The 23,614-nt window shown below is 67.0% G+C and carries 22 protein-coding genes; 9 read left to right on the forward strand and 13 right to left on the reverse strand.

Features of this window, described 5'->3' with window-relative positions; all coding sequences use genetic code 11:
* Positions 1-6: 6 nt before the first annotated feature.
* Positions 7-966, reverse strand: coding sequence for a complex I NDUFA9 subunit family protein (locus ACNQQL_RS30325; RefSeq protein ID WP_347067831.1), 960 nt, complete (start codon positions 964-966; stop codon positions 7-9).
* Between the two features lie 347 nt (positions 967-1,313).
* Positions 1,314-3,266 (reverse strand): lytic transglycosylase domain-containing protein, encoded by a 1,953-nt coding sequence (locus tag ACNQQL_RS30330; protein ID WP_347067833.1) that lies wholly within the window; start codon positions 3,264-3,266, stop codon positions 1,314-1,316.
* Positions 3,267-3,274: 8 nt separating this feature from the next.
* On the opposite strand from ACNQQL_RS30330, the gene ACNQQL_RS30335 reads away from it, so the two are divergent.
* Entirely contained in the window at positions 3,275-3,883 is a 609-nt protein-coding gene (locus ACNQQL_RS30335) for a 5-formyltetrahydrofolate cyclo-ligase (RefSeq protein WP_347067835.1), read from the forward strand.
* An 80-nt stretch (positions 3,884-3,963) separates the two neighbouring features.
* On the opposite strand, the gene ACNQQL_RS30340 is transcribed toward ACNQQL_RS30335, so the two are convergent.
* On the reverse strand, positions 3,964-4,476 hold the full coding sequence (locus tag ACNQQL_RS30340; protein WP_034179280.1) for a winged helix DNA-binding protein: 513 nt from the start codon (positions 4,474-4,476) through the stop codon (positions 3,964-3,966).
* Between the two features lie 148 nt (positions 4,477-4,624).
* On the opposite strand from ACNQQL_RS30340, the gene pxpB reads away from it, so the two are divergent.
* Genes pxpB through pxpA form a run of 3 tightly spaced genes read left to right on the forward strand, consistent with a single transcriptional unit; the run spans position 4,625 to position 7,177 of the window.
* A complete protein-coding gene (gene pxpB / locus ACNQQL_RS30345) occupies positions 4,625-5,281 on the forward strand; it encodes a 5-oxoprolinase subunit PxpB (protein ID WP_072437553.1) in 657 nt (218 codons plus the stop codon).
* Positions 5,278-6,357, forward strand: coding sequence for a biotin-dependent carboxyltransferase family protein (locus ACNQQL_RS30350; RefSeq protein WP_347067838.1), 1,080 nt, complete (start codon positions 5,278-5,280; stop codon positions 6,355-6,357). Before pxpB ends, ACNQQL_RS30350 begins: the two co-directional genes overlap by 4 nt.
* 55 nt (positions 6,358-6,412) lie before the next feature.
* A complete protein-coding gene (gene pxpA / locus ACNQQL_RS30355) occupies positions 6,413-7,177 on the forward strand; it encodes a 5-oxoprolinase subunit PxpA (protein WP_034179283.1) in 765 nt (254 codons plus the stop codon).
* Between the two features lie 558 nt (positions 7,178-7,735).
* Here pxpA and ACNQQL_RS30360 read toward each other — a convergent pair.
* The 7 genes from ACNQQL_RS30360 to ACNQQL_RS30390 all read right to left on the reverse strand — a co-directional run bounded on the left by ACNQQL_RS30360 (position 7,736) and on the right by ACNQQL_RS30390 (position 16,195).
* On the reverse strand, positions 7,736-8,881 hold the full coding sequence (locus ACNQQL_RS30360) for a TraB/GumN family protein (RefSeq protein WP_034179284.1): 1,146 nt from the start codon (positions 8,879-8,881) through the stop codon (positions 7,736-7,738).
* Positions 8,874-9,890, reverse strand: coding sequence for a peptide ABC transporter ATP-binding protein (locus tag ACNQQL_RS30365; RefSeq protein ID WP_347067841.1), 1,017 nt, complete (start codon positions 9,888-9,890; stop codon positions 8,874-8,876). The genes ACNQQL_RS30360 and ACNQQL_RS30365 overlap by 8 nt, the downstream gene beginning before the upstream one ends.
* Positions 9,887-10,885: an ABC transporter ATP-binding protein gene (locus ACNQQL_RS30370; RefSeq protein WP_072437555.1), complete on the reverse strand. Its 999-nt coding sequence runs from the start codon at positions 10,883-10,885 to the stop codon at positions 9,887-9,889. The genes ACNQQL_RS30365 and ACNQQL_RS30370 overlap by 4 nt, the downstream gene beginning before the upstream one ends.
* 1 nt (position 10,886) lies before the next feature.
* Positions 10,887-11,804: an ABC transporter permease subunit gene (locus ACNQQL_RS30375; RefSeq protein WP_072437556.1), complete on the reverse strand. Its 918-nt coding sequence runs from the start codon at positions 11,802-11,804 to the stop codon at positions 10,887-10,889.
* Positions 11,805-11,808: 4 nt separating this feature from the next.
* Complete coding sequence (locus tag ACNQQL_RS30380; protein WP_072437557.1) at positions 11,809-12,819, reverse strand: ABC transporter permease subunit; 1,011 nt, start codon at positions 12,817-12,819, stop codon at positions 11,809-11,811.
* A 118-nt stretch (positions 12,820-12,937) separates the two neighbouring features.
* On the reverse strand, positions 12,938-14,566 hold the full coding sequence (locus tag ACNQQL_RS30385) for an ABC transporter substrate-binding protein (RefSeq protein WP_072437558.1): 1,629 nt from the start codon (positions 14,564-14,566) through the stop codon (positions 12,938-12,940).
* Positions 14,567-14,887: 321 nt separating this feature from the next.
* Complete coding sequence (locus tag ACNQQL_RS30390; protein WP_072437559.1) at positions 14,888-16,195, reverse strand: MFS transporter; 1,308 nt, start codon at positions 16,193-16,195, stop codon at positions 14,888-14,890.
* 398 nt (positions 16,196-16,593) lie between these two features.
* Between ACNQQL_RS30390 and ACNQQL_RS30395 the strand changes: the two genes are divergently transcribed.
* On the forward strand, positions 16,594-17,793 hold the full coding sequence (locus ACNQQL_RS30395; RefSeq protein WP_347067846.1) for a DUF6402 family protein: 1,200 nt from the start codon (positions 16,594-16,596) through the stop codon (positions 17,791-17,793).
* A complete protein-coding gene (locus ACNQQL_RS30400) occupies positions 17,790-18,305 on the forward strand; it encodes a hypothetical protein (RefSeq protein WP_347067848.1) in 516 nt (171 codons plus the stop codon). Before ACNQQL_RS30395 ends, ACNQQL_RS30400 begins: the two co-directional genes overlap by 4 nt.
* A gap of 206 nt (positions 18,306-18,511) precedes the next feature.
* Here ACNQQL_RS30400 and ACNQQL_RS30405 read toward each other — a convergent pair whose 3' ends face one another.
* The 3 genes from ACNQQL_RS30405 to ACNQQL_RS30415 form a co-directional block, all read right to left on the reverse strand.
* Positions 18,512-18,823, reverse strand: coding sequence for a high-potential iron-sulfur protein (locus tag ACNQQL_RS30405; RefSeq protein ID WP_048248305.1), 312 nt, complete (start codon positions 18,821-18,823; stop codon positions 18,512-18,514).
* 140 nt (positions 18,824-18,963) lie between these two features.
* Entirely contained in the window at positions 18,964-20,073 is a 1,110-nt protein-coding gene (locus tag ACNQQL_RS30410) for an NAD(P)/FAD-dependent oxidoreductase (protein ID WP_347067850.1), read from the reverse strand.
* Positions 20,074-20,218: 145 nt separating this feature from the next.
* Entirely contained in the window at positions 20,219-21,199 is a 981-nt protein-coding gene (locus tag ACNQQL_RS30415) for an AAA family ATPase (RefSeq protein WP_034179292.1), read from the reverse strand.
* A 239-nt stretch (positions 21,200-21,438) separates the two neighbouring features.
* On the opposite strand from ACNQQL_RS30415, the gene ACNQQL_RS30420 reads away from it, so the two are divergent.
* From ACNQQL_RS30420 to ACNQQL_RS30430, 3 genes are all read left to right on the forward strand, one after another.
* Positions 21,439-22,158, forward strand: a complete 720-nt coding sequence (locus tag ACNQQL_RS30420; protein WP_072437564.1) for a nitroreductase — start codon at positions 21,439-21,441, stop codon at positions 22,156-22,158.
* Positions 22,159-22,304: 146 nt separating this feature from the next.
* Positions 22,305-22,793 (forward strand): hypothetical protein, encoded by a 489-nt coding sequence (locus tag ACNQQL_RS30425; RefSeq protein WP_072437565.1) that lies wholly within the window; start codon positions 22,305-22,307, stop codon positions 22,791-22,793.
* A 5-nt stretch (positions 22,794-22,798) separates the two neighbouring features.
* Positions 22,799-23,614, forward strand: coding sequence for an endonuclease/exonuclease/phosphatase family protein (locus ACNQQL_RS30430; RefSeq protein WP_072437566.1), 816 nt, complete (start codon positions 22,799-22,801; stop codon positions 23,612-23,614).

Genomic DNA, 23,614 nt, shown 5'->3' on the forward strand with positions numbered 1-23,614 from the left:
CCGCGCCTAGCGGCGCGAGCGGAACCAGTCGAACCGCGACCGCGCCGCGGCGTTGCCGAGATACGCGGGCGCAATGCTTTCGAGACTTGCGGGCGTGATCCCGAGTTCCGGCGCGAGCGGCCCCGACAGCACGTTCGGCACCGACATCGACGCGAGATTGTCGCGCGTGAGTACCGGTTCGCCGGGCAGGCATTCGAACACGCTTGCCTGCAGCCGCGCAAGCGCGTCGGGCAGCCGCACGATGCGTGCCTGCCGGCCGACCAGCGTGCCGCAATAGCGCACCAGTTGCTCGAGCGTATAGACGGTCGGGCCGCCGAGTTCGTAGGTCTTGCCGTGCGCGGCCGCGAGATCGAGCGTGTTGACGAACGCGCGCACGACATCGCCGACGAACACCGGCTGGAAGCGCGCGTCGGGCATCGCGAGCGGCAGCACGGGCACCATGCGCTGCAGGTTCGCGAACGTATTGAGGAATGAGTCGCCGGGGCCGAACACGACCGACGGGCGGAAGATCGTCAGCTCGAGCGAATCGGTCGCCGCGATCGCATGCAGCGCCGCTTCGCCGTCGCCCTTCGAGCGCTGGTACATGCTCGCGCCGTGCGAATCGGCGCCGAGCGCGCTCATGTGCAGCAGGCGCCGCACGCCGACCTCGGTGCACGCGCTCGCGAGCGCGGCCGGCAGCGCGACGTGCGCGCGCTCGAAACCGGGCCCGTACGGCGTGCCGCGGCCGCCGTGCAGCACGCCGACCAGATTGATCGCCGCGTGCGCGCCGGCGACGAAGCGCGCGAGCGTGCGCGTGTCGAGCGCTTCGAGCTCGACGATCTCGACCGGCAGCATCTGCAGATGGCGCGCGTGGTCGCGCCGCCGCGTGCCGATCCGTACCTGCTTGCCGGCGTCGATCAGCGCATTGACGAGCCGGCTGCCTATGAAGCCGGTGCCGCCCAGCAGCGCAACGGTCTGGCGATCCATGTTCGACACTCCCAGGGCCTGTTCACGCTAATAACGGACTTGCGCTGGCCGCCAGAAGGGTCGAGCGCAAGGACTGCGACGAAGCGAATACTCGACGTATTCGCAAGGAGCATGACGCAGCGATCGGCCCTTCTGGCGGCCAGCCCCATTCATGACTTTTTCCCGGTCAGCGGAACGAGCCTTGCCTGCCGCATTGCGGCGTCGCGCGTCGCTTGTCCGGCTCGGCCAAACGGCGCTCCTTGCTTCTTGCACCGCGGCCGGCAACGCACGTTCGCAAGTCCGTTATTAGCGTGAACAGGCCCTTAAGAACACTGCCGCGTCTCGCGCGGCAGTGTGAAGATTGCGGATCAGGGCGAGATCATGCCTAGACGTTTCTTCAACGACTGCGGCTTGCCCTCGAAGAGCGCCGCGTAGTAGACGGTGTTCGACAGCACGTTCTTCACGTAGTCGCGCGTCTCGTTGAACGGAATCGTCTCTGCGAAGATCGCGCCTTCGACCGGCTGCGTCAACACCTGGCGCCACTGGCGCGGCCGGCCCGGGCCCGCGTTGTAGCCGGCGGTGGCCAGCACCGGCGAGCTGTCGAAGTTGTTGTAGATGTCCGCCAGATACCAGGTGCCGAGCTGGATGTTGGTATCGATGTCGTGCATCTGCGCGCGCGTGATCGTGCCCATGCCGAGCTTCTTCGCGACGAGCTGGGCGGTGGCCGGCATCAGCTGCATCAGGCCGCCCGCGCCCACCGACGAGCGCGCGCTCGTGATGAAGCGAGACTCCTGGCGGATCAGCCCGTACGCCCATTCGATGTCGAGGCCCGTCGACTGCGCATAGCGCTCGACGACGTTGCGGTACGGCGACGGGTAGCGCAGCGTGAAGTCGTGCTCGGCCTTCGTGCGGTCGGCCGTGTTGACCGTGCGGTCGAGCAGCTCGACGCGCTTGCCGTACTCGGCGGCCGCGAGCAGCTGGCGATCGGTCATCCCGCGCAGCGGCCAGTTCCATTCGCGGTTGCCTTCGAGGCGCAGGTTCAGCGCGTAGAAGCGCTGCGCGAGCGCGAAGCCCGGAATCTTGCTCATCGCATCGATCTCGGCGTCGCTCACCTTCGTGCGCGGCGGGACCGTCGTGCGCTGGCCGAGCTCTTCGCCGGCGAGCTGCCCGTAGAAGTTGAACTGGCCCGCGACCTGCTCGAATTCCTGGTTCGCCTGCAGCGTGTCGCCGCTCTGCTTGAGCGCGCGCGCATGCCAGTAGATCCACGCCGGATCGCTGCGCAGCGACGGCGGCATCTGCTCGATCGACCAGCGCACCATCGGCCAGTTGCCGGCGAGCAGCGCGGCGCGCGTGCGCCATTCGTAGCCCGGGTTCGACAGCGGCGCGTTCGCGGATTTCGCGTACCAGACCGACGCGAGCGGCGAGCGCTTGATCGCGCCCTGGTAACCGATCGCGCCCCATGCGATCGCCTGTTCCTGTTTCGTGAGCGAGCCGGCGACCGACGTCAGCATCCCGGCGGCCGCGTCCGGATCGTTGCGCGCCATGCGGCCGAGCGCGATCAGCGCGAGCTGGTGCGACGTCGCGTCGGGGCCGACGCCGCGCGCGAGGTACAGCGGCGGCGCGCTCGTCGCCTGGTCGAAGGCGACCGGGCGCGGGCCGAGCGCGTCGACGATCTTGCCGCCGAGCGTCGTGTAGTTCTGCTCGTACGCGAGGCGCGCCTGCTGCCATACGTCGTCGCTCGTGAACTGCTGGTTGACCGTGAGCGCGGTGATCAGGTCGACGCACGCGTCGCCGTAATTCTTCGGCTCGACGAGCAGCGCGCGCGCCGCATCGGCGACGTTCTCGCCGCGCGCCGCGCGCGATTCGAGCGCGTAGCACCTGACCTGCGTGTCGTCGTCGAGCACGAAGCGCTTGTATTGATCGTCGAAGCTGCGCCAGTCGTGGCGCGCGCCGAGCACGAGCAGGTAGTCGTTGCGCAGGCGGTCGGCGATCGCCTGGCCGTCGTAGCGCTGCAGGAACGACTGCACGGGCGCGTCCGGCGCGTCGACGCGCGCGCGGCCCGTCGAATCGAACAGCTGCGGCTTGATCTGGAAATACTCGACGTAGGACGGGGCCGGATAGTTCGGGATCATCGACGCAAGCTGCGCGGCTTTCGCGGCATCGTTGCGGCGTGCGGCTTCGCGAAGCTGCACGAAGATCTGGTCATCCCCGGCGACCGTGTCGTCGCCCGGTGCGGCACACGCGGCCGTACCCGCGACGAGCGCGGCCGCCGAAAGCGTCAGCGCGACCGCGCGATATACTCGGAAAAGGCTGTTCGACATCGTTTTGAATGGAGCACGAATTGAGCGAAAGCATAGCACGCAACCCTGTGCCGAACCCGAAGGTTGCACTGCGCAAAACGCTGTCCGGCGCGCGTCGCGACGCCGCATCGCAGCCCGCCGCGAACGCCGCGCTCGACGCGCGGCTGCGCACGCTGCTTGACCGGCTCGCGCCGCGCACGGTCGGATTCTACTGGCCGCTGCCGGGCGAATTCGATGCGCGCGACGCGGTGCTCGCGTGGTGCGCGGCAGGCGCCGGCCGGCGCGCCGCGCTGCCCGTGATCGGCGAGCGGCACACGCCGCTCGCGTTCCATGCGTGGGACGCACACACGCCGATGCGCGAGGGCCATCACCGGATTCCGGAACCGGCGGCGGGAATCGTCGTCGTGCCAGACCTGTTGCTGATTCCCTGCGTGGGATTCGATCCGCAGCGCTACCGGCTCGGCTACGGCGGCGGCTACTACGATCGCACGCTCGCCGCGTGGCCGGGCGACACGCGGCCGGTGACGGTCGGCATCGCGTATGAAGCGTGCCGCGTCGACGCGCTGCCGGCCGAAGCGCACGATCTCGCGCTGCGCTGGATCGTGACCGACGGCGCGCTCTACCCGGCCGCCGGATGACGCGGCGCGCGGCGCCACGCGTCGGGCCTCCACGACACGCCCGTCAGCGCAACGCCGCGCGCAACACTTTCCGCAATCGTTTACAGCGACGCCGCCGCACGTGCGGCCGTGTCGTACAGGCCCGATGCGTGGCGCAGCAACTGCGCCGCGTCTCCGATCTGCTCGTTGGTGAGCCCGCTGTCCTTCAGCGTCTCGATCAGGCAGTGCTCGCGCACCTCGCGATACTTCAGGCACAGGTCGCGGCCCGCGTCGGTCGCGAAGAAGAACACCTCCTTGCCGTTCTTCTCGCTCTTCACGTAACCGCGGGCGATCAGTTTTTTCAGCGCATAGGTCGCGACGTGCGTATCCTCGATATTGAGCACGAAGCAGATGTCGGCGAGCTTCTTCTTGCGTTCGCGATGGCTCACGTGATGCAGCAGCGACACCTCGACCGCCGTCATGTCCTTCGCGCCGGCCGCCGACATGCAGCGCACCATCCAGCGGTTGAACGCGTTGCCGGCCATGATGAGCCCGTATTCGAGCTCCGACAGCTCCGCGCTCGAATCGGAAACGAGGTGTTCGGATGACACGATCTTGGTCGGAGAACGCTTCATGGAAAGGCGGCGCAAGCAGGATGTCAGGGTGTGCCGAGTGTACGTCAGAAGCCCCGGTATACGGGCTAGGCGAAAACGCTTATTGGTAAGTTATCGATATCTTGTTGACAATGTGCGCTAACATTGCCGTCCGAACCGTGCCAGTCCGATGACGCAACCCCGCTTTTATCCGCTCGGCGATGCCGCCCTCGTCTGCGAGGTGCCGCCGCCCGCCACGCTCGATTGCCAGCGCCGCGTCTGGGCCGTTGCCGAGGCCGCGCGCGCGTGGCCCGACGTGATCGACGTCGTGCCGGGCATGAACAACCTGACCATCGTGTTCGACCCGCTCGCCGCGACGGCCGAGTCGCTCACGCCGGCGCTGCGCGACGCTTGGGAGACGGCCGACGTCGAGCACGCGGACGGCCGCGACGTCGAGATCCCGGTCGAGTACGGCGGTGCCGCCGGCCCCGATCTGGCGGCCGTCGCCGCACACACGGGCCTGTCGGCCGACGAGGTCGTCGCGCGCCACGCGGCCGGCGAATACGTCGTGTTCTTCATCGGCTTCCAGCCGGGTTTCGCGTATCTCGGCGGCCTCGACGCATCGCTGCACACGCCGCGCCGCGCGGCGCCGCGCCTCGAGGTGCCGGCCGGCTCGGTCGGCATCGGCGGCGCACAGACGGGCATCTACCCGGCCACGTCGCCCGGCGGCTGGCAGTTGATCGGCCGCACATCGCACGTGCTGTTCGATCCGGCGCGGCCGCAGCCGACGCTGCTGCTGCCCGGCGATCGTGTGCGCTTCACCATCGCAGGAGTCGACGCACGATGACCCAGAGCAACGCACCGGGCACCATCGAGGTGGTGCGGGCCGGCCCGCTGTCGACCGTGCAGGATCTCGGGCGCCGCGGCGCGCGCCATCTCGGTGTCGCGCAGGGCGGCGCGCTCGACGGCCTCGCACTCGAGGTCGGCAACCGGCTCGTCGGCAACCGCCCCGACGCGGCGGCCGTCGAGATCACGATCGGCCCGACCGCATTCCGCTTCACGCGCGCCACCCGCATCGCGATCACCGGCACCGAGTTCGGCGCGACGCTCGACGGCCGGAGCGTGCATTCGTGGTGGAGCCTGCCGGTCGCAGCCGGGCAGATGCTCGTGCTGCCGGCCGCGAAACGCGGGATGCGCGGCTACCTGTGCATCGCGGGCGGCATCGACGTGCTGCCGATGCTCGGCTCGCGCAGCACCGATCTCGCGTCGCGCTTCGGCGGCCTTGGTGGCCGCACGCTGCGCGACGGCGATCGGCTCCCGGTCGGCGTGCCGCCGGCCGGCGCGGGCTGCCTCGCGGCCGACGCGCCCGAATTCGGCGTGAAGGCGCCCGCGTGGTGCGCGTTCGCGCGCGTCGACGAGCCGCCGCGCCGCCACCGCCCCGCGCATGCGCATGCGCATGCGCCGTGGGCGATGCCGGTGCGCGTTCTGCCGGGCCCCGACTACGCGTCGTTCGCGGCCGATTCGCAGCAGGCGTTCTGGGACGACGAATGGCTCGTCACCGCGAACAGCAACCGGATGGGCTATCGCCTCGCCGGCGCCGAGCTCGTGCGCGAGCGGCCGGTCGAGCTGCTGTCGCACGCGGTGCTGCCCGGCACGATCCAGGTGCCGCCGAACGGCCAGCCCATCGTGCTGATGCACGACGCGCAGACCACCGGCGGCTATCCGAAGATCGGCACGGTGATCCGCGCCGACCTGTGGAAGCTCGCACAGGCGCGGCTCAACCTGCCGATCCGCTTCGTGCGCACGACACCCGACGCGGCGCGTGCCGCCCTCGCCGCGGAACGCGCGTATCTGCGGCAGATCGACATCGCGATCGACATGCGCGAGGAAGCGCGCCGCCGCGCCCAATCGCGCGCGGCGTGACAATGGCGGAAGCGGTACGGAAGACGCGCCACGCAATCAGTGGACGAGGAACATCATGGAAATCGATCTGAATGCCGATCTCGGCGAAGGATGCGGATCGGACGAGGCGCTGCTCGACCTCGTCACGTCGGCGAACATCGCATGCGGCTGGCACGCGGGCGGCGCCAATGCGATGCGCGACTGCGTGCGCTGGTCCGTGCAGAAAGGCGTGTCGATCGGCGCGCACCCGAGCTTTCACGATCCGGAGAATTTCGGCCGCAAGGAAATGCAGCTGCCGGCCGGCGACATCTACGCCGGCGTGCTGTATCAGCTCGGCGCGCTGTCGGCGATCGCGCAGGCCGAAGGCGGGCGCATCGCGCACGTGAAGCCGCACGGCGCGCTGTACAACCAGGCCGCGCGCGACCCGATGATCGCCGATGCGGTGGTGTCCGCGATCCACGATTTCGATCCGTCGCTCGCGGTGTTCGGGCTCGCGAACAGCGTGTTCGTCGCGGCCGCGCGGCAGGCGGGGCTCGCCGCGGTGGAGGAAGTGTTCGCCGATCGCGGCTACCGCGCCGACGGCTCGCTCGTGCCGCGCAGCCAGCCCGGCGCGCTGATCGACGACGAAGAGGCGGTGCTCGCGCGCACGCTCGACATGGTGCGCAACCGGCACGTGCGTGCATTGAGCGGCGAATGGGTGCCGCTGAACGCGCAGACCGTCTGCCTGCACGGCGACGGGCCGCATGCGCTGGCGTTCGCGAAGCGGATCCGCGCGGCGCTCGAGGCGGCGGGTGTCGATGTCGTGGCGCCCGGTGCGCTGCAGGCCGACGAAGGCGCGTGACGCGTATCCGTCGCGTGACACGTGCGTTGCACGCATCCGTCGCACAAAAGAAAAAAGCGCCCTCGTGGCGCTTTTACGTTGGCGCAATCGCCGCGGACTTCGCCGTCTGTCGATTCGCCCCCCGAAACCGTCTTTCGACGGTGACCGGAAAAATAGTCCGGATTAAAAAACGTCCGCCGCCGCCCGATCACTGCATTCCCCGGTCAGACGACGGAACGTTGCTTATCTGCAAGTCGGCCCGCATGCATGTGTTGTCCGACGATGATTGGCCCCGCCGTGCATGCAGACACTCCGCGGCCGGCACGCGCTTCACGTGCCGGCAACGCTAACCCCGCGCTTTATTTCTGCTACCCCGTAGAACTTATCTATTCTTTTCATTTTTTCAACTTGTGGGGTGAAGAATAGATATTGGCAGAACAGGATGTCAATCGTTTCAAACGCTATTTTCCGACGATTCAAGGGTTTTCCTTATCGATTGCCGCAGCCGTGCCGGCGCCTCGCGGCATGCGCGCGTTGGTAATCAAACAGGGGAAGATCGGTGCGGGCCGCCGGGCGCGATCAGTTCGCGTCGACCCGGTATCCTTGCTGGCGCAACAATTCGAGCACGCCGCGCGAGCCGCCCAGATGCAGCGCGCCGATCGCGACGAACAGCGGCCGGTTCGGCGCGGCGATTGCCGTCATCCGCGCAACGAAGCGCCGGTTGCGCTCGTACAGGATCTTGTTGTCGATCGACGCCGACAACGCCTTCGAACGCGCGAGCCGCTCGCTCTTCGCGACGGCCCACGCCGAGATCGCGTCGGCGTCGCCAATTCGCCACAGCCGGTGCAGCGCCTTGATGTCGTCCGCGTTCTGCGCGGGTGTCTGCACCATGTCCTGCGCGAGCATCTCCCGCTGCTCGGCCAGCGTCAGCCCGGTGAACGCGCGCATCTGTTCGGCGAGCGTCTCGAGCCCGATCACGCGGCCGCCCTTCTTCTTCAGGAACACGTTCTGCAGTTGCGCCTCGGTGCCGTATTCGGTCTGCAGGCCGGCCGACAGCGAATCATAGGTCTCGACGACGAGCGCCGCGAGCCACGGCCGCATCTTGCGGATCTCGGCGAGCGCGGCCGGGTTGCCGCGCAGGCGCGCCGCGAGCCGCTGCCACAGCGGCTCGGGCAGCAGGCGCTGCAGGCACGGGTAGCGGCACACGCCGTACTTCGACACGTCGTCCTGCGATTCGAGCAGGTCATCGGGCGACAGTTCGAGCGCGAGTGTCGGCGACGCGGCGAGCGCCGCGAGGATGCGCGGCCGGAACGGCTGCGCACTCGGGTAGTCGGACGGGTCGCCCGTATGCAGCGTGCCGAGCACGTAGAGCGTGACCTTGCCCCTGGTCGCGACGTAGAACGGCATGCGCGCGGGCTGCACGCGCACCGCGCCGCTCGCGACCGTGCCGTTCGACACGGCCGGTGCGTGGAAACCCGGCAGGCTCATGCCGGGCGGCGGGACTTGCGACGGATGGATCGGCGAAGTGGCCGGCGCGCGCCCTTCGGCGCGCGCGGCCTCGACGGGAACCGCAAGGCTGGCTGCCACGCACGCGCCGGCCAGCGCCGCGCCCGTCACGGTGCGCACGCTCCAGCGCCGCGCGTAGCGGTACGCGCGCATCACGCGCGCGCTGCTTGCCCCCGAACGGCGCGCGCCGGACACGCGCGCCGCCAACGCTTCAGGCATTCGCCTCCCCTACCTCCTCGGCGCGATGGCAGGCCACGCGCCGTCCGTCGACCCCGCGCAGCTGCGGCTCCTCGACGCGGCAGCGCTCGACCGCATACGGGCAGCGCTGGTGGAACGCGCAGCCCGACGGCGGATTGAGCGGCGACGGCAGTTCGCCCTGCAGCTTGATCTGCACGCGGCGGTCTTCCTCGAAGATCGCCGGCGTCGCCGACATCAGCGCGCGCGTGTACGGATGGCGCGGCCGCGCGTAGATCGTCTCCTTGTCGCCGAGCTCGGCCACGCTGCCGAAGTACATCACCATCACGTCGTCCGCGACATGCTCGACCACCGACAGGTTGTGCGAGATGAACACGTAGCTCGTCTTGAACTGCTCCTGCAGATCCATGAACAGGTTCAGGATCTGCGCCTGGATCGACACGTCGAGCGCGGACACCGGCTCGTCGGCGACGACGATCCGCGGATCGAGGATCATCGCGCGCGCGATCGCGACACGCTGCCGCTGGCCGCCCGAGAACATGTGCGGATAACGCTTCGCGTGCTCGGGCCGCAGGCCGACCGTGCGCATGATCTGCGCGATGCGCTGCGCGCGCTCGGCGGCCGTCAGGTTCGCGTTGATCTCGAGCGGCTCGGAGAGCGTCTGCTCGACGGTCTTGCGCGGGTTGAGCGACGCGAACGGGTTCTGGAACACCATCTGCACGCGGCGGCGCAGGTCGGCGACCCGGTGGCGGTCCGCGCCCGCGACGTCCTTGCCGTCGATCGACAGGTGACCCGACGTCGGCGTCTCGATCATCGTCAGCTGCCGCGCGAGCGTCGACTTCCCGCAACCGGATTCGCCGACGACGGCGAGCGTCTTGCCGCGCTTCAGCGAAAACGACACGCCGTTGAGCGCCTTCACCGTGCCCTGGCCGAACATGCCGCGCTTGACCGTGTAGTGTTTCGCGAGCTGGTCGGCGACCAGCACGACGTCGTCGTCGTGCGGCGTGGCGCGCGTTTCGTGGACTGCGTTCATCGTGCGCCTCCCGTCAGGTCGAGGTTGGAAACATGGAGCGGCTTGATGCAGCGCGCGCGCATCGCATCGTTGCCGGACACCAGCGTGTCGAGCGCCGGCCGCGCCTTGCGGCAATCGTCGACGACATACTTGCAGCGCGGCGCGAACAGGCACCCGGACGGGCGATCATCGCGGCCCGGCACCATGCCGGGCAATGCGGCAAGGCGACGCGCCCCCTTATTGTGCTCGGGAATCGCCGCGAGCAGCGCTTCGGTGTACGGATGATGCGGCGTGCGGAAGATCTCGGGCACGCTGTTGGTCTCGATGATCTCGCCCGCGTACATCACCGCGACGCGCTGCGCGACCTCCGACACCACGGCCAGGTCGTGCGAGATCAGCACGAGCGCCATCCCGCGCTCCTTCTGCAGCTTCACCAGCAGATCCATGATCTGCGCCTGGATCGTCACGTCGAGCGCGGTGGTCGGCTCGTCGGCGATCAGCAGCTTCGGGTTGCACGCGACGGCCATCGCGATCATCACGCGCTGGTTCATCCCGCCCGACATCTGGTGCGGGAACGACGCGATGCGGTTCTTCGCATCGGGAATGCCGACCTGGTCGAGCAGTTCGAGCGCGCGCCGGTGCAGCGCGTCGCCGCGCAGCCCCTCGTGCAGCTTCAGCACCTCCTTGATCTGATAGCCGACCGTATAGCTCGGGTTCAGGCTCGTCAGCGCGTCCTGGAACACCATCGCGATGTCCTTGCCGACGATCTTGCGGCGCGCCTTCGGCGACGCCTTCAGCAGGTCGACGCCGTTGAACGTGACCTCGTCGGCCGTCACCTTGCCCGGCGCGTCGATCAGGCCCATCAGTGCCATCATCGTCACGCTCTTGCCCGAGCCCGATTCGCCGACGACGCCCACCACCTCGCCCGGCGCGATCGACATGTTGATCCGGTCGACGGCGGGCAGCCCGTTGAAGTTCACCGCGAGATTGCGGATGGTCAGTAGGTTCTGGCTCATCTCATGCCATCCGTTTCAGTTTGGGATCGAGCGCGTCGCGCAGCCCGTCGCCGAGCAGGTTGATCGCGAGCACCGAAATCAGGATCGACAGGCCGGGCATCGTCACGATCCACCATGCGTTGTCGATGTAGTCGCGCGCGGACGCGAGCATCGCGCCCCACTCGGCGGTCGGCGGCTGCACGCCGAGGCCGAGGAAGCCGAGCGCGGCCGCGTCGAGGATCGCCGACGAGAAGCCCAGCGTCGCCTGCACGATCAGCGGCGCCGTGCAGTTCGGCAGCACCTGCGAGAACATCAGGCGCAGCGTGCCTGCACCGGCCACGCGCGACGCCGTCACGTATTCCTTCTGCAGCTCGCCGAGCGCCGACGCGCGCGTGAGGCGCACATAGGCCGGCAGCGCGACGATCGCGATCGCGAACATCGTGTTGGTGAGGCCCGGGCCGATGATCGCGACGACCGCGACCGCGAGCAGCAGCGACGGCAGCGCGAGCAGCACGTCCATGATGCGCATCACGGGCGTGTCGGCCCACTTCTGGAAGAACGCGGCGACGAGCCCGAGCACGATGCCGGGGATCAGCGCGAGCACGACCGACACGAAGCCGATCCAGAACGACATCCGCGCGCCGAACATCAGCCGCGAAAGAATGTCGCGGCCCGCTTCGTCGGTGCCGAGGATGAATTTCCAGTTGCCGCCGTCGAGCCACGCGGGCGGGATCTTCACGTAGTCGCGGTATTGCTCGACCGGGCTGTGCGGCGCGATCAGCGGCGCGAGCAGCGCGACCAGGATCAGCGCGAGCACGACGATGCCGGCGCCGACGGCGCCGCGGTTGCGCGAGAAGTTGGCCCAGAACTCGCGCAGCGCGAGCGCACGGCCGCCGGCCGGCGCGGATTCGCTCGGCAGGGTGTTTTGCAGATTGCTCATGGAATTACCTCGTGTGGCGGATGCGCGGATTCAGCACGCCGTACAGCAGGTCGACGACCAGGTTCACGACGATCACGAGCGTCGCGATCAGCAGGATGCCGCCCTGGACGACCGGATAGTCGCGGCGGCCGATCGCATCGATCAGCCACTTGCCGACACCGGGCCACGAAAAGAGCGTCTCGGTCAGCACGGCGCCCGCGAGCAGCGTGCCGATCTGCAGGCCGATCACGGTGACGACCGGGATCAGCGCGTTGCGCAGCGCATGCACGACGACCACGCGCACGGGCGACAGCCCCTTCGCGCGTGCGGTGCGGATGTAGTCCTCGCGCAGCACTTCGAGCATCGACGAGCGCGTCATCCGCGCGATCACCGCGAGCGGGATCGTGCCGAGCACGATCGCGGGCAGGATCAGGTGGCTGACCGCCGACTTGAACGAGCCTTCGTCCGGCGCGAGCAGCGCGTCGATCAGCATGAAGCCCGTCGGGTGCGGAAAGTCGTATTCGACGGCGATGCGCCCCGACACGGGCGTCCAGCCGAGGTACGACGAAAACACCATGATGAGGATCAGCCCCCACCAGAAGATCGGCATCGAGTAGCCGGTGAGCGCGGTGCCCATCACGCCGTGGTCGATGACCGAACCGCGCCGCAGCGCGGCGATCACGCCGGCCGGCAGGCCGATGGCGAGCGCGAACACGAGCGCGCACAGCGACAGCTCGACGGTCGCCGGGAAGCGCGCGAAGAACTCGCCCGCGACACTGGTGTTGGTGATGATCGACGTGCCGAGATCGCCGTGCAGTGCACGGCCGATGTAGTGGACGTACTGCAAGGGCAGCGGCTGGTCGAGCCCGAGGCGTTTCATCGCCTCCGCGTGCATGGCGGGATCGACGCCGCGCTCGCCCATCATCACTTCGATGGGGTCGCCCGGTATCAGGTGAATCAGCGCGAACGCGAGGATGGTGATGCCGATGAAGGTCGGGATCACCATGCCCACGCGGCGCAACACGAATCGGAGCATGATGCTTCTCGTATTTTCTTGTGGGAAATGTGCGACCGGCGACGGGGGGCTTTTGGCCTCCCGCCGCCGGATGATTTCAAGCCGGTCTTCTCAAGGACGACAGCTTACGCCGGTCGTATTACTTCACGCCGACGCCGTCGAAGCGCGCATAGCCGAGCGGCTCGATGCGCATGTCGACCACGTTCTTGCGCACCGGCTGGTAGACCGTCGAGTTCGCGATCGGCGAGAACGGCAGCTGTTGCGCGAAGATCTGCTGAGCCTGCGTGTAGAGCTTCGTGCGCGCGTCCTGGCCCGTCGTCGTGCGGCCCTTCTGGACCAGCTCGTCGAACGGCTTGTAGCACCAGTGCGAGAAGTTGTTGCCCTTGATCGCCTCGCAGCCGAGCAGCGTGCCGAGCCAGTTGTCCGGATCGCCGTTGTCGCCCGTCCAGCCGATCAGCATCGTGTCCTGCTCGCCGCCGTGCGCGCGCTTGATGTACTCGCCCCACTCGTACGTGACGATCTTCGCCTTCACGCCGATCTTCGCCCAGTCGGCCTGGATCATCTCGGCCATCAGGCGGGCGTTCGGGTTGTACGCGCGCTGCACGGGCATCGCCCACAGCGTGATCTCGAAACCGTTCGCATAACCGGCCTTCGCGAGCAGCGCCTTCGCCTTCGCGGTGTCGTACGCGGCCATCTTCAGGTTCTTGTCGTACGACCATTGGGTCGGCGGCATCGGCGCGCCGGCCGCCTGGCCCGCACCCTGGTAGACGGATTCGAGGATCGCCTTCTTGTTGATCGCCATGTCGAGCGCCTGACGCACTTCGAGCTTGTCGACCGGCTTGTGCTCGACGTTGTACGCGAGATAGCCGAGGTTGAAGCCCGCCTGCGACGGCATGTCGACGTTCGAATCGGCCTTCAGCGTCGCGATGTCGGCCGGGCGCGGATAGCTCATCACCTGGCATTCGTTGCGCTTGATCTTCTGCACGCGCACGCCCGGATCCGGCGTGATCGAGAAGATCAGCTTCGACAGCTTCACTTCGCCCTTCTTCCAGTAATCAGGATTGCCGTCGAATCGGATCGTCGCGTCCTTCGTGTAGCTGCGGAAGACGAACGGGCCCGTGCCGACCGGCTTCTGGTTGATGTCGGCGGCCTTGCCGGCCTTCATCAGCTGGTCGCCGTATTCGGCCGACAGGATCGACGCGAATTCCATCGCCATGTTCTGGATAAACGGCGCGTTCGGCTCGGACAGCGTGAACTTCACGGTGTACGGATCGACCTTCTCGACCTTCGTGATCAGCTTGTCGAGGCCCATGTCGGTGAAGTACGGGAACGACACCGGATACGCCTTGCGGAACGGCTGGTTCGGGTCGAGCATGCGCTCGAACGTGAACAGCACGTCGTCCGCGTTGAATTCGCGCGTCGGCTTGAAGAAGTCGGTCGTGTGGAACTTCACGCCATGGCGCAGGTGGAACGTGTACACCTTGCCGTCGGACGACACGTCCCACTTCTCGGCGAGGCCCGGCTCGACCTTGGTGCCGCCGCGCTCGAATTCGACGAGACGGTTGTAGACGGTGAACGTGGCGGCGGTGAAATCGACGCCGGTCGTAAATTGCGCGGAATCGAAACCCGCCGGGCTGCCTTCTGAGCAGTAGACGAGCGTTTTGTTCGGGATCTGTGCGAATGCAGAACCCGCGATGCCGAGCGATGCCGCTGCCACGCCTGCAATGGCGGTAACACGCAGGGTGTGCAACAGACGGTTGTATTCCATGTTTCCTCCAGGTCTCCAGATCGGAACCGGTCCCGCCAGGGTCCGGCGTACGCGGATATTACTTGAGCTAGCGATTTTGCAACAAGCTGGAGAAAAAACTCTTCTAGACGCGCCCGCACGGGTTTTTGCCGATGTCTTGCACGGATAAAAAATGCGAAAACGCGCGCGAGCGACAGTTCCGTTCATCCCGCGCACGTTTCGTTCGACAACTAAACAATTCGGGCGCGAATGCGAAGGTTCGGCGCGCGGTTTTCCGTGTCCGGCCGCACATCATTGCGTTTTGCGAAATGATTCGATGACAGTCTTCTTCCTGTCATGCCGTCATGCCGGCGCGTCGAGGTCGGCGCTGCGCGCGGGCACGAACGCGACCGCGACGATCGACAGCGCGAGCCCGGCCATCACATAGTAGGTCGGCGCCAGCGGCGTACCGGTCACCTTGATCAGCCACGTGACGATGAACTGCCCGAAGCCGCCGAACAGCATCACCGCGACGTTGTATGCGATCGACAGCCCGGTCGAGCGCACGTTGGCCGGGAACAACTCGGCGATCATTGCGCCGAACGGCCCGTAATAGCCTGCGAGCGTCACCGACAGCACGGCCTGCACCGCGATCAGCCGCCCGATGCTCGGCGCCGCGTCGAGCCACGCGAACAGCGGATACATCAGCACGAGCGTCAGCGCGAGCGACCACAGCGACAGCCCCTTGCGGCCGATGCGGTCCGACCACGCGCCCGCGACCGGCGACAGCACCATCAGCAGCAGGTTGCCGACGATCACCGCGTAGAACGATTCCGAGTACGGCAGCTTCAGTTGCTTCACCGCGAAGGTCGGCAGATAGCTGATCAGCACGTAGATCGTCACCGTCAGCGCGATCACCGAGCCGAGCCCGCACAGCACCTCGCGCGGATGGCGCGTGAACACTTCGCCGAGCGTCGCGCGGCGCGCGCTCTGCTGCGCATGCAGGAATGCTTCGGAATCGGCGAGATGGCGGCGGATATAGAAGCCGATCGGGCCGATCACGAGCCCGAGGACGAACGGCACGCGCCAGCCCCAGCTGTGCAGCGCGTCGTGCGACAGCCCGCGCGTGACGGCCGCGCCGACGAGCGCGCCGATCAGCAGCGCGGCCGCCTGGCTCGCCATCTGCCAGCTGCCGTAGAAACCGCGTTTCGAGAACGGCGCGGCCTCGATCAGCAGCGCCGTCGCGCTGCCGAATTCGCCGCCCGCGGAGAAGCCCTGCAGCAGGCGGCCGAGCACGATCAGGAGCGGGCCGCCGATGCCGATCGCCGCATAGGGCGGCGCGATCGCGAGCAGGAAGATGCCGAACGTCATCAGCAGGATCACGAGCGACAGCGCGGCCTTGCGGCCGGCACGGTCCGCGTACAGCCCGAATACGATGCCGCCGATCGGGCGCATGAAGAACGCGACGCCGAACGTCGCGGTGGTCAGCAGCAGCGACGAGTATTCGCTGGAGGTCGGGAAGAACAGCTCGGCGATCACGACCGTCATGAAGCCGAATACCGTGAAGTCGTACCACTCGAGCGCGTTGCCGATCACGGCGGCCACGACCGCGCGCCGGTTCAGCGCACGCTCGGGCCGGATCGTTTTCGTTGAATTCGCAATCGTCGCCATGCGTGCCTCGTCCTCGTGAATTCGCCGTGTCGGGTGGCGCGGCGCAGTGTGCCGCGGCGCGCTGGTTTGCAGCGAGTGTAGAAAGCGACGGAACCGTTTTCAAGCAATAAAAACGCCCGCCGTCTTTCGATGGCGGGCGTTTTGCGGTTTTCGCCACATTGCGGCATCGCACGATGCCGTGTAGGCGCTACACCGAGGACACGGGCCCAGCGACGCCACCCGTTCGCCTTGCACGTCATTCGCGTTGGGACGGTTGCACTTTCGACTTTGTCTTATTTCCCGCCCTATTTCTTTCCATTAACTTTCACCCGATGCCGTTCCGCCTCGTCAGATCGCATGGCATCCGGCCGAGCGCCGGAACGTGGGTCTGTCGCAACATACCTTTCTCGGACACCGCCGTGAGCAACAACAAGATTCCCTACTACATGGCAAATAGGCTGCTGTGGAAATGGGCTCGATGCGAAGGCATCGACGGCTGCGAAATCGTTCGCGAAACCAAGCTGTCGATGGACCAGGCACCGCCGCCCTTGCCGGCGCCCCCCGAACCCGCCCGGCGGTCCGTCAAGCGCCTGACTCACAAGGATCGCGTGAACAAATCGCTCGACGATCTTCTGCCCGTTGCAGAAGCGCTCGCGCGATTCAAAAAGTGGCTTGACACGCCAGACGCGCCGAAACATTCCGAACCCGCACCGACAGCAGAGCGCGAAAAGAAACAAGCAATCGCACCGCTGGATATCCAGGAGATCCCCGGCGCGATGCGGAAACTCTCGATGCCGGTATCCGCGCGGCTGATGGAACGGTGGTTTGCCGGAGCGCTGAATTATTCACCGACCGACAAGGACGAGGCACTATGCATCAATCAGGACGGCCAGCCTTATCCAGCCGACATGTACGACATGAGGTCCATCAAGCTCGAATGGATTCTCAACTACCCTCGTGCAAAGGTGCAATATTTGGCACTTCAACAAAGGCAGCGGTTGACCACCCCCAGAGCCGTCGAAGCGCTTCGCAAGTGCCTGTCTCGTGTCCGAACCCCGGACGCGACGATCGATGCGTTGTCGCTTTGTAATGGAAACCTCGTGGAATTGCACAACCGCTTCCAGTTCCAGTTCGCAGGCGTTGAAAGTACGTTCGATCAAAAACTCGACGAGTTCATCCTGAAGCGCCTGACCAACAGTGGAATCCCGGATGACCTGACGGGAGCACTGGGGTCGTTCAATATCTATGCGGCAGTCGCGTATGCCGAATTCAACCGGGAGGCACGTCGCGCAACAGTCACATCGATTTACCTTTACGTGCGCGACAACTATACGTTTTCCGACAAGAGCGACAATCAGTCGCAATATCTCGGGCATTGGAACCACAAGCGTGTCGTCCTCGTCCCCGCAGCGGGCGCAGCCGGAATTGCCAGCCTTCCCTGGCTGGACTATCCCGTGGTCGTCGAAGGCAAGCGATCTCGAGACAACATCTACTATCCGGTCAGAAACAAGTCGTTTCGCGAGTGGCAGCAACGGCATCGGCGCGGCGGCGACTTCATTATCTTCTCTGACTACCGCTGCGTAACCCTCCCCCAACCCATCGAGATCGTTTTTTCGTGAGTACCGCCGGAGAATCCGCAAGTATCGGAACGCTCGTCCTGTTGTTGGCGAGCATCGTTATCGCGATTGCATCGATCTCGATGATTCGTGCGCTACGCTTCATCTGGTCGGGTCACGGCGGCCGACCGCAGCGAGCCAGGCAAATGCTCTGCGTCTCGATCCGACGCATCGTCGTCACCCTCGCTGCCCTGATCATGCTCGGTATTGCATGGCGTTACTGGCAGGACGCGCGATTGCGTGCGGCCTGCAGCCCGCGGGATCGGGTGACCGAATACTCTCCTGACGGTCGCTATGTCGCGAAATACTGCTACTTCAGAGATACGATCATTCTGAGGCTGTATGGCAAAGACAATATGCGGCTTCTTGCCGAGCGAACCTACCGGGACACGTCGGGGGTCCTCGTCAGCCTGACTTGGACAAAGGACTCATTGACCTATCCGGAGGGCGATGTCCTCAAGACGATCAATCTCCCACCTTCTCTTTACGATCGAATCCTGACGCAGCTTCCATAAGTCATGCGAGACACGCCAAAGAGACGGTCGAACCGCCCCTCGTCCCTGGCAAAACGCTTCGGGCCTGCATCGACCTGCCCTTTGTGTACGCAACGAGGCCGCCTGTACGGAACCGTTTTCAAGCAATAAAAACGCCCGCCGTCTTTCGATGGCGGGCGTTTTGCGGTTTTCGCCACATTGCGGCATCGCACGATGCCGCACGGACCTCAACCCATCTTCGAGAAGGCGCTGCACCAGCCCTTCGCCGACACCTGCTTGCCGGGGAACGCGCCGCACGGGCCCGAAGCCGAGCCCTTCTTGCCCTGGTACAGCATGCAGGCCGCGCAATCCTGGCCCGCTGCGTATTTCGGGTACTTCGTCTTGTCGACCTTCGTGGCATCGGCCTTGTAGCCGAGCGCCACCGCGGTCGGATCGGTTTCCGACAGCATCGGCGCATCGGCCAGCGCTTCACGCGACAGCGCCAGCGCAGACACGACGCCAACGCTCGTAATCAGGAAACTCCGACGGGATGTTTTCATGGGGGACTCGCTCCAACGTTATCGGTTTGAAAGCTGTTCTGGCGACAGCCGTTCGACAGAATAACGCTCAAGCGAATAAATGTGCGCGCCGAAATGCCGGAGATAAGGGATTTCACACGGCCCACGCGTGCGCGCTTGCGTCAACCGTATGCGGCCATGTCGCCGACACGCTGCGCGAGCGCGAGCGACGCGGTGAGCCCCGGCGACTCGATGCCGAACAGGTTCACGAGCCCGCGCACGCCGTGCTGCGCGGCGCCCTGCACGATGAAGTCGGCCGGCGGCTCGCCGGGCCCCGCGACCTTCGGCCGGATACCCGCGTATGCCGGCTGCAGCGCACCGTCGGGCAGGCCCGGCCAGAACGCGCGAATCGACGTGTAGAACGCGGGGGCGCGCGCCGGATCGACTTCGTAGCGCAGCGCATCGACCCATTCGACGTCCGGCCCGAAGCGTGCCTGCCCGGCAAGGTCGAACGTCAGGTGCACGCCGAGCCCCGCGCGGTCGGGCATCGGGTACACGAGATGCGAGAACGGCGCACGGCCCGACAGGCTGAAATAATTGCCGCGCGCGAGATAGAGCGGCGGCACCCAGTGCGGGTCGAGGCCGCGCGTGCGGCGCGCGAGCGCCTGCGCACCGAGGCCTGCGCTGTTGATCACGCAGGCGGCCTCGATCTCGGCGGGCGTGTCGCCGCCCGTGCGCACGACGAAGCGCCCGCCGCGCAGCACGTCGATCGACTCGACCGGGGATTTCAGCGCGCACACGGCGCCGTCGCGTTCCGCGGCGCCGAGCAGCGCGAGCATCAGCTGGTGGCTGTCGACGATGCCGGTGGACGGCGAGAACAGCGCTTCCACGCATTCGAGCGCGGGCTCGAGTGTCTGCGCCTCGGCGCGCGTGAGCGGCAGCAGGTCGAGCACGCCGTTTTCGGCGGCGCGCGCGGCGATCGCCTTCAACTGCTTCACCTGCGCGACGCTCGTCGCGACCAGCAGCTTGCCCGCGCGCCGGTACGGCACGTGATGCGTGTCGCAGAATTCGTACAGCAGATCGCGGCCGCGCACGCACGACATCGCCTTCAGCGAACCGCGCGGATAGTAGAGCCCCGCGTGGATCACTTCGCTGTTGCGCGAGCTCGTGCCCGTGCCGATCGCGTCGGCGGCCTCGAGCACGAGTGTTTCCCGCCCGCGCGCGGCCAGTTCGCGTGCAATCGCAAGGCCGACGACGCCCGCGCCGATCACTACGCAATCCATCTGCTCCATGACGTTTCGCGCTGCTAACGCGTCGAGGGGAGAGAAGAGAATTGTACGTCCCGGTTCGCAAGCCTGCCGAAAGCATGTATGCCGCGTCGCGACGACACCGCGCACGACTCGGCGCGCACATGCCGCAGCCGTGCGCGCCGCCGGTTCAGAAGCCGATCGGCCTGCGCTTCGCGGCGCCCTCGTCGGCACGGATGTCGTGCGGGCCGATTGCATCGCGGCCGTCGAGCCGCGCGGCGCCGAATGCATGCAGCAGCGCGCGGCGCATCGTGCGCGGCGGCGTCGCGGCCAGCACGTCGAGCGCGTCGTCGCCGAGCGTGTCGGGGAAGCGCCGCCCCCATGCGTGCGACGTGCGGATCTCGTCGTAGATCGTCTGCGCGATCCGGCGCGCACCGGCCGCATCGGGCGGCGCGATCTCGTACACGTTCATCCGGTTGAGCAGCGGCTCCGGAATCGCCTGCGCTTCGTTCGCGGTCGCGACCCAGATCACGTTGCCCGCATCGATCGGCACTTCCGCGAATTCGTCGACGAACGCACGCGCGGTGTCGTGCTCGAGCAACGCATACAGCGCGCCGAGCGGATCGTATTGCGCATCGCTGCCGGCCTTGTCGATCTCGTCGACCGCGATCACCGGGTTCGCGTAGCTGCCGTTCACGAGCGCATCGAACACCTTGCCGGGCTTCGCGTTCTTCCATTGCGACGACGCGCCCGACAGGATCCAGCCGGCCGTCAGCGAACTCATCGGCACGTAGTGGTACGCGGTGCCGAGCAGTTGCGCGAGCGCCTTCGCGAAATGCGTCTTGCCGATGCCGGGCGGCCCGAGCAGCAGGATCGGCATCAGCTCGAGCCGGTCGTCCGTTTCGAGGCACAGCGCGACCTGCTTGCGCACGTCGTCGAGCGGTTCGGTGAAATTGGGCAGCGCGTCGCCGAGCGCGTCGAACGACGGCATCCGGTTCGGCTTCACGCAAAAGCGCAGATTCCCCGTCTTGAGCATCCTTTCGTAGGTGGCGCGCAATGCGTCGCTCGCGCTCTCGTTCAGGTCGCTCAGCGCCGTCTCGACCTGCTCGAGGTCGTACACCGTGCTGAAGGACGCCACCGCCAGTTCCTGTTTCACCATCGCCGTCGTCATACCAACCTCGCTGCCGCTTGCTGTCGCACAACCATCAGACCCTTACGATTTCAGTGTAGCGGGCCCGTATCCGCGCGCAAGCAAGCAGCCGAACGAGTCTGCTGCTAACACCCGGCGCGCGCTGCACGGCTGCGCGGCGCGGCGTATGATCGTCGGTTCACCCACCCGCCTCAAGGCTTCGCCGACGGCGCCCGCGCGGCGCGGCGCGGCGCGGCGCGCCCCGTCCCGAAGGTATGCCGATGTCCGCCCCCACCGCTTCCCCGCGCATCGATGCCGATGCGATCGGCGCCGTCGACGCGGCGCTGACGTCGCGCCGCGCGATCCGTGCGTTCCTGCCGACGCCCGTGCCGCGCGACACGCTCGAGGCGATCCTCGAAGCCGCGAGCCGCGCGCCGTCGGGCACCAACATCCAGCCGTGGCGCGTGTACGTCGCGACGGGCGCCACGCGCGATGCGCTCGCCGCCGCGCTGACCGCGGCCCACGACGATCCCGCGCGCGACGAGAAATACGTCGCCGAGTACGACTACTACCCGCGCGAATGGGTGTCGCCGTATCTCGACCGGCGCCGCAAGGTCGGCTGGGACCTGTACGGGCTGTTGAACATCGGCCGCGACGAGAAGGCGCGCATGCACGCGCAGCACGCGCGCAATTTCCGCTTCTTCGATGCGCCGGTCGCGTTGTTCTTCACGCTCGATCGCGTGATGACGTACGGCGCGTGGCTCGATTGCGGGATGTTCCTGCAAGGCGTGATGACGGCCGCGCGCGCACGCGGGCTCGATACCTGCCCGCAAGCCGCGTTCGTGCCGTTTCACCGGATCGTCGCCGAACATCTCGGCATTCCCGCCAACGAACAATTCGTCTGCGGCATGTCGCTCGGCCACGCGGACCCCGACGCGATCGAGAACCGCCTCGTCACCGAGCGCGCGCCCGTCGCCGAATTCGCGCGCTTTTTCGCTTGAAAACGCGTGACGCGCACCTACCTTTCGGACAGGACCGTATTGCGCGGCGAACCTGTCGCGGCGCGTCCTGTCACATCCCGATCGAAATCGATCGGGCGTAAGATGTGCGTCCGTTCCCCGCTATCCCGCGTTTCCGGAGACGTTTCATGCTGAAACACGGCCTGGCCGTCCTGCTCGCGAGCGTCGCGCTCGCCGCCCATGCGCAGAGCCCCGCACCAGCCTCCGTCGCATGGGAGATCCAGGTAGTGCGCGACGGTCAGACGATCGACACGTTCCAGCAGCGCACCACCGTGGGTCAGACCCGCACCGATACCCACCGTTATCCGTCCGCCGTGCCGGTCGGCTGCGGCAATGCCGCGCGCGTCGTGCCGACCGAGCGCTCGCGCTCGGTGACGGTCGCGCCGCTCACCGTCGACACCGGCGCGAACACGGTGTCGCTCGCGCTCGACGTGCAGGAAACGCTCGACGACGAAAACGCGACGCGCGGCGATCCGTGCGTACCCGCGTCGCCGCGGCAGATCGTCGCAAGCCACCCCGGCCTGTCGGTCGGCAGCGACGCATGGACCGACTGGACGCTCGTCGAGCAGCATCCCCACCTCGTGTACCGCGTGCGCGCGCACGTCGCGAAGGACTGAGCATCATGTCCGCCGACGCCCTGTCCCTGCCGTTCGCCGAACCGCACGCCGCACCCGACGAAATCACCGCGGTCAGCTGGAACCTGCACAAGGGCCGCTCGCCGCTCGGCTTCACCGCGTGGAATGCGATGCGCAACTGGATGCAGTCGACGCACGCCGACGTGTATTTCCTGCAGGAAGCGATGGCGCGCCGCATGCCGCGCCCCATGCTCGCACCCGGCTTCGGCGCGCCGATGGACGACGCCGTCGACGACGTGTGGCACTGCCAGGCCACCGAGATCGCGCATGCGCTCGACTGGCAGATCGCGCTCGGGCCGAACGTGTTCAAGCCGTCGTGGCGGCACGGCAACGCGATCCTGTCGCCGCATCCGCTCGATCTCGGCGGCCGCTGGGACATCTCCGCGCACCGCTTCGAACGGCGCGGGCTGCTCGTCGCGCGCGCGACGCTCGCGGGTGCGCGCCCGGTCACGCTGCTGTGCGCGCACCTCGCGCTCACGCGCGCCGCGCGGCTGCGCCAGATGCACTGGATCGCGCACTGGATCGTGCGCAACGCGGGCGACGGCCCGCTGATGCTCGCCGGCGACTTCAACGACTGGCGCAACGATTCGGTCGCGCTGTTCGGCGAGATCGGGATGTCCGAGGTCGCGACGCTGCTCGGCGAATCGGGCCGCACGTTCCCCGCGTTCTCGCCGGCGCTCGCGCTCGACAAGATGTTCGTGCGCGGCCTGACGCCGCTCGAATGGCGCGCGCCGTCCGGCGAGGCCGCGTGGCTGTCGGACCACCTGCCGTACATCGCGCGCCTGCGCCTCGATCCGCAATAA

It is taken from the genome of Burkholderia sp. LFS061 (genome assembly GCF_047978125.1).
In the GTDB taxonomy this organism is placed as follows: Bacteria; Pseudomonadota; Gammaproteobacteria; order Burkholderiales; family Burkholderiaceae; genus Burkholderia; species Burkholderia pyrrocinia_C.

What these genes read in the sequence shown, in the direction of transcription:
- ACNQQL_RS30325 (WP_347067831.1), bottom strand. Translation starts at nt 966, where the DNA reads ATGGATCGCCAGACCGTTGCGCTGCTGGGCGGCACCGGCTTCATAGGC.
- ACNQQL_RS30330 (WP_347067833.1), bottom strand. Translation starts at nt 3,266, where the DNA reads ATGTCGAACAGCCTTTTCCGAGTATATCGCGCGGTCGCGCTGACGCTT.
- ACNQQL_RS30335 (WP_347067835.1), top strand. Translation starts at nt 3,275, where the DNA reads ATGGAGCACGAATTGAGCGAAAGCATAGCACGCAACCCTGTGCCGAAC.
- ACNQQL_RS30340 (WP_034179280.1), bottom strand. Translation starts at nt 4,476, where the DNA reads ATGAAGCGTTCTCCGACCAAGATCGTGTCATCCGAACACCTCGTTTCC.
- pxpB (WP_072437553.1), top strand. Translation starts at nt 4,625, where the DNA reads ATGACGCAACCCCGCTTTTATCCGCTCGGCGATGCCGCCCTCGTCTGC.
- ACNQQL_RS30350 (WP_347067838.1), top strand. Translation starts at nt 5,278, where the DNA reads ATGACCCAGAGCAACGCACCGGGCACCATCGAGGTGGTGCGGGCCGGC.
- pxpA (WP_034179283.1), top strand. Translation starts at nt 6,413, where the DNA reads ATGGAAATCGATCTGAATGCCGATCTCGGCGAAGGATGCGGATCGGAC.
- ACNQQL_RS30360 (WP_034179284.1), bottom strand. Translation starts at nt 8,881, where the DNA reads ATGCCTGAAGCGTTGGCGGCGCGCGTGTCCGGCGCGCGCCGTTCGGGG.
- ACNQQL_RS30365 (WP_347067841.1), bottom strand. Translation starts at nt 9,890, where the DNA reads ATGAACGCAGTCCACGAAACGCGCGCCACGCCGCACGACGACGACGTC.
- ACNQQL_RS30370 (WP_072437555.1), bottom strand. Translation starts at nt 10,885, where the DNA reads ATGAGCCAGAACCTACTGACCATCCGCAATCTCGCGGTGAACTTCAAC.
- ACNQQL_RS30375 (WP_072437556.1), bottom strand. Translation starts at nt 11,804, where the DNA reads ATGAGCAATCTGCAAAACACCCTGCCGAGCGAATCCGCGCCGGCCGGC.
- ACNQQL_RS30380 (WP_072437557.1), bottom strand. Translation starts at nt 12,819, where the DNA reads ATGCTCCGATTCGTGTTGCGCCGCGTGGGCATGGTGATCCCGACCTTC.
- ACNQQL_RS30385 (WP_072437558.1), bottom strand. Translation starts at nt 14,566, where the DNA reads ATGGAATACAACCGTCTGTTGCACACCCTGCGTGTTACCGCCATTGCA.
- ACNQQL_RS30390 (WP_072437559.1), bottom strand. Translation starts at nt 16,195, where the DNA reads ATGGCGACGATTGCGAATTCAACGAAAACGATCCGGCCCGAGCGTGCG.
- ACNQQL_RS30405 (WP_048248305.1), bottom strand. Translation starts at nt 18,823, where the DNA reads ATGAAAACATCCCGTCGGAGTTTCCTGATTACGAGCGTTGGCGTCGTG.
- ACNQQL_RS30410 (WP_347067850.1), bottom strand. Translation starts at nt 20,073, where the DNA reads ATGGAGCAGATGGATTGCGTAGTGATCGGCGCGGGCGTCGTCGGCCTT.
- ACNQQL_RS30415 (WP_034179292.1), bottom strand. Translation starts at nt 21,199, where the DNA reads ATGACGACGGCGATGGTGAAACAGGAACTGGCGGTGGCGTCCTTCAGC.
- ACNQQL_RS30420 (WP_072437564.1), top strand. Translation starts at nt 21,439, where the DNA reads ATGTCCGCCCCCACCGCTTCCCCGCGCATCGATGCCGATGCGATCGGC.
- ACNQQL_RS30425 (WP_072437565.1), top strand. Translation starts at nt 22,305, where the DNA reads ATGCTGAAACACGGCCTGGCCGTCCTGCTCGCGAGCGTCGCGCTCGCC.
- ACNQQL_RS30430 (WP_072437566.1), top strand. Translation starts at nt 22,799, where the DNA reads ATGTCCGCCGACGCCCTGTCCCTGCCGTTCGCCGAACCGCACGCCGCA.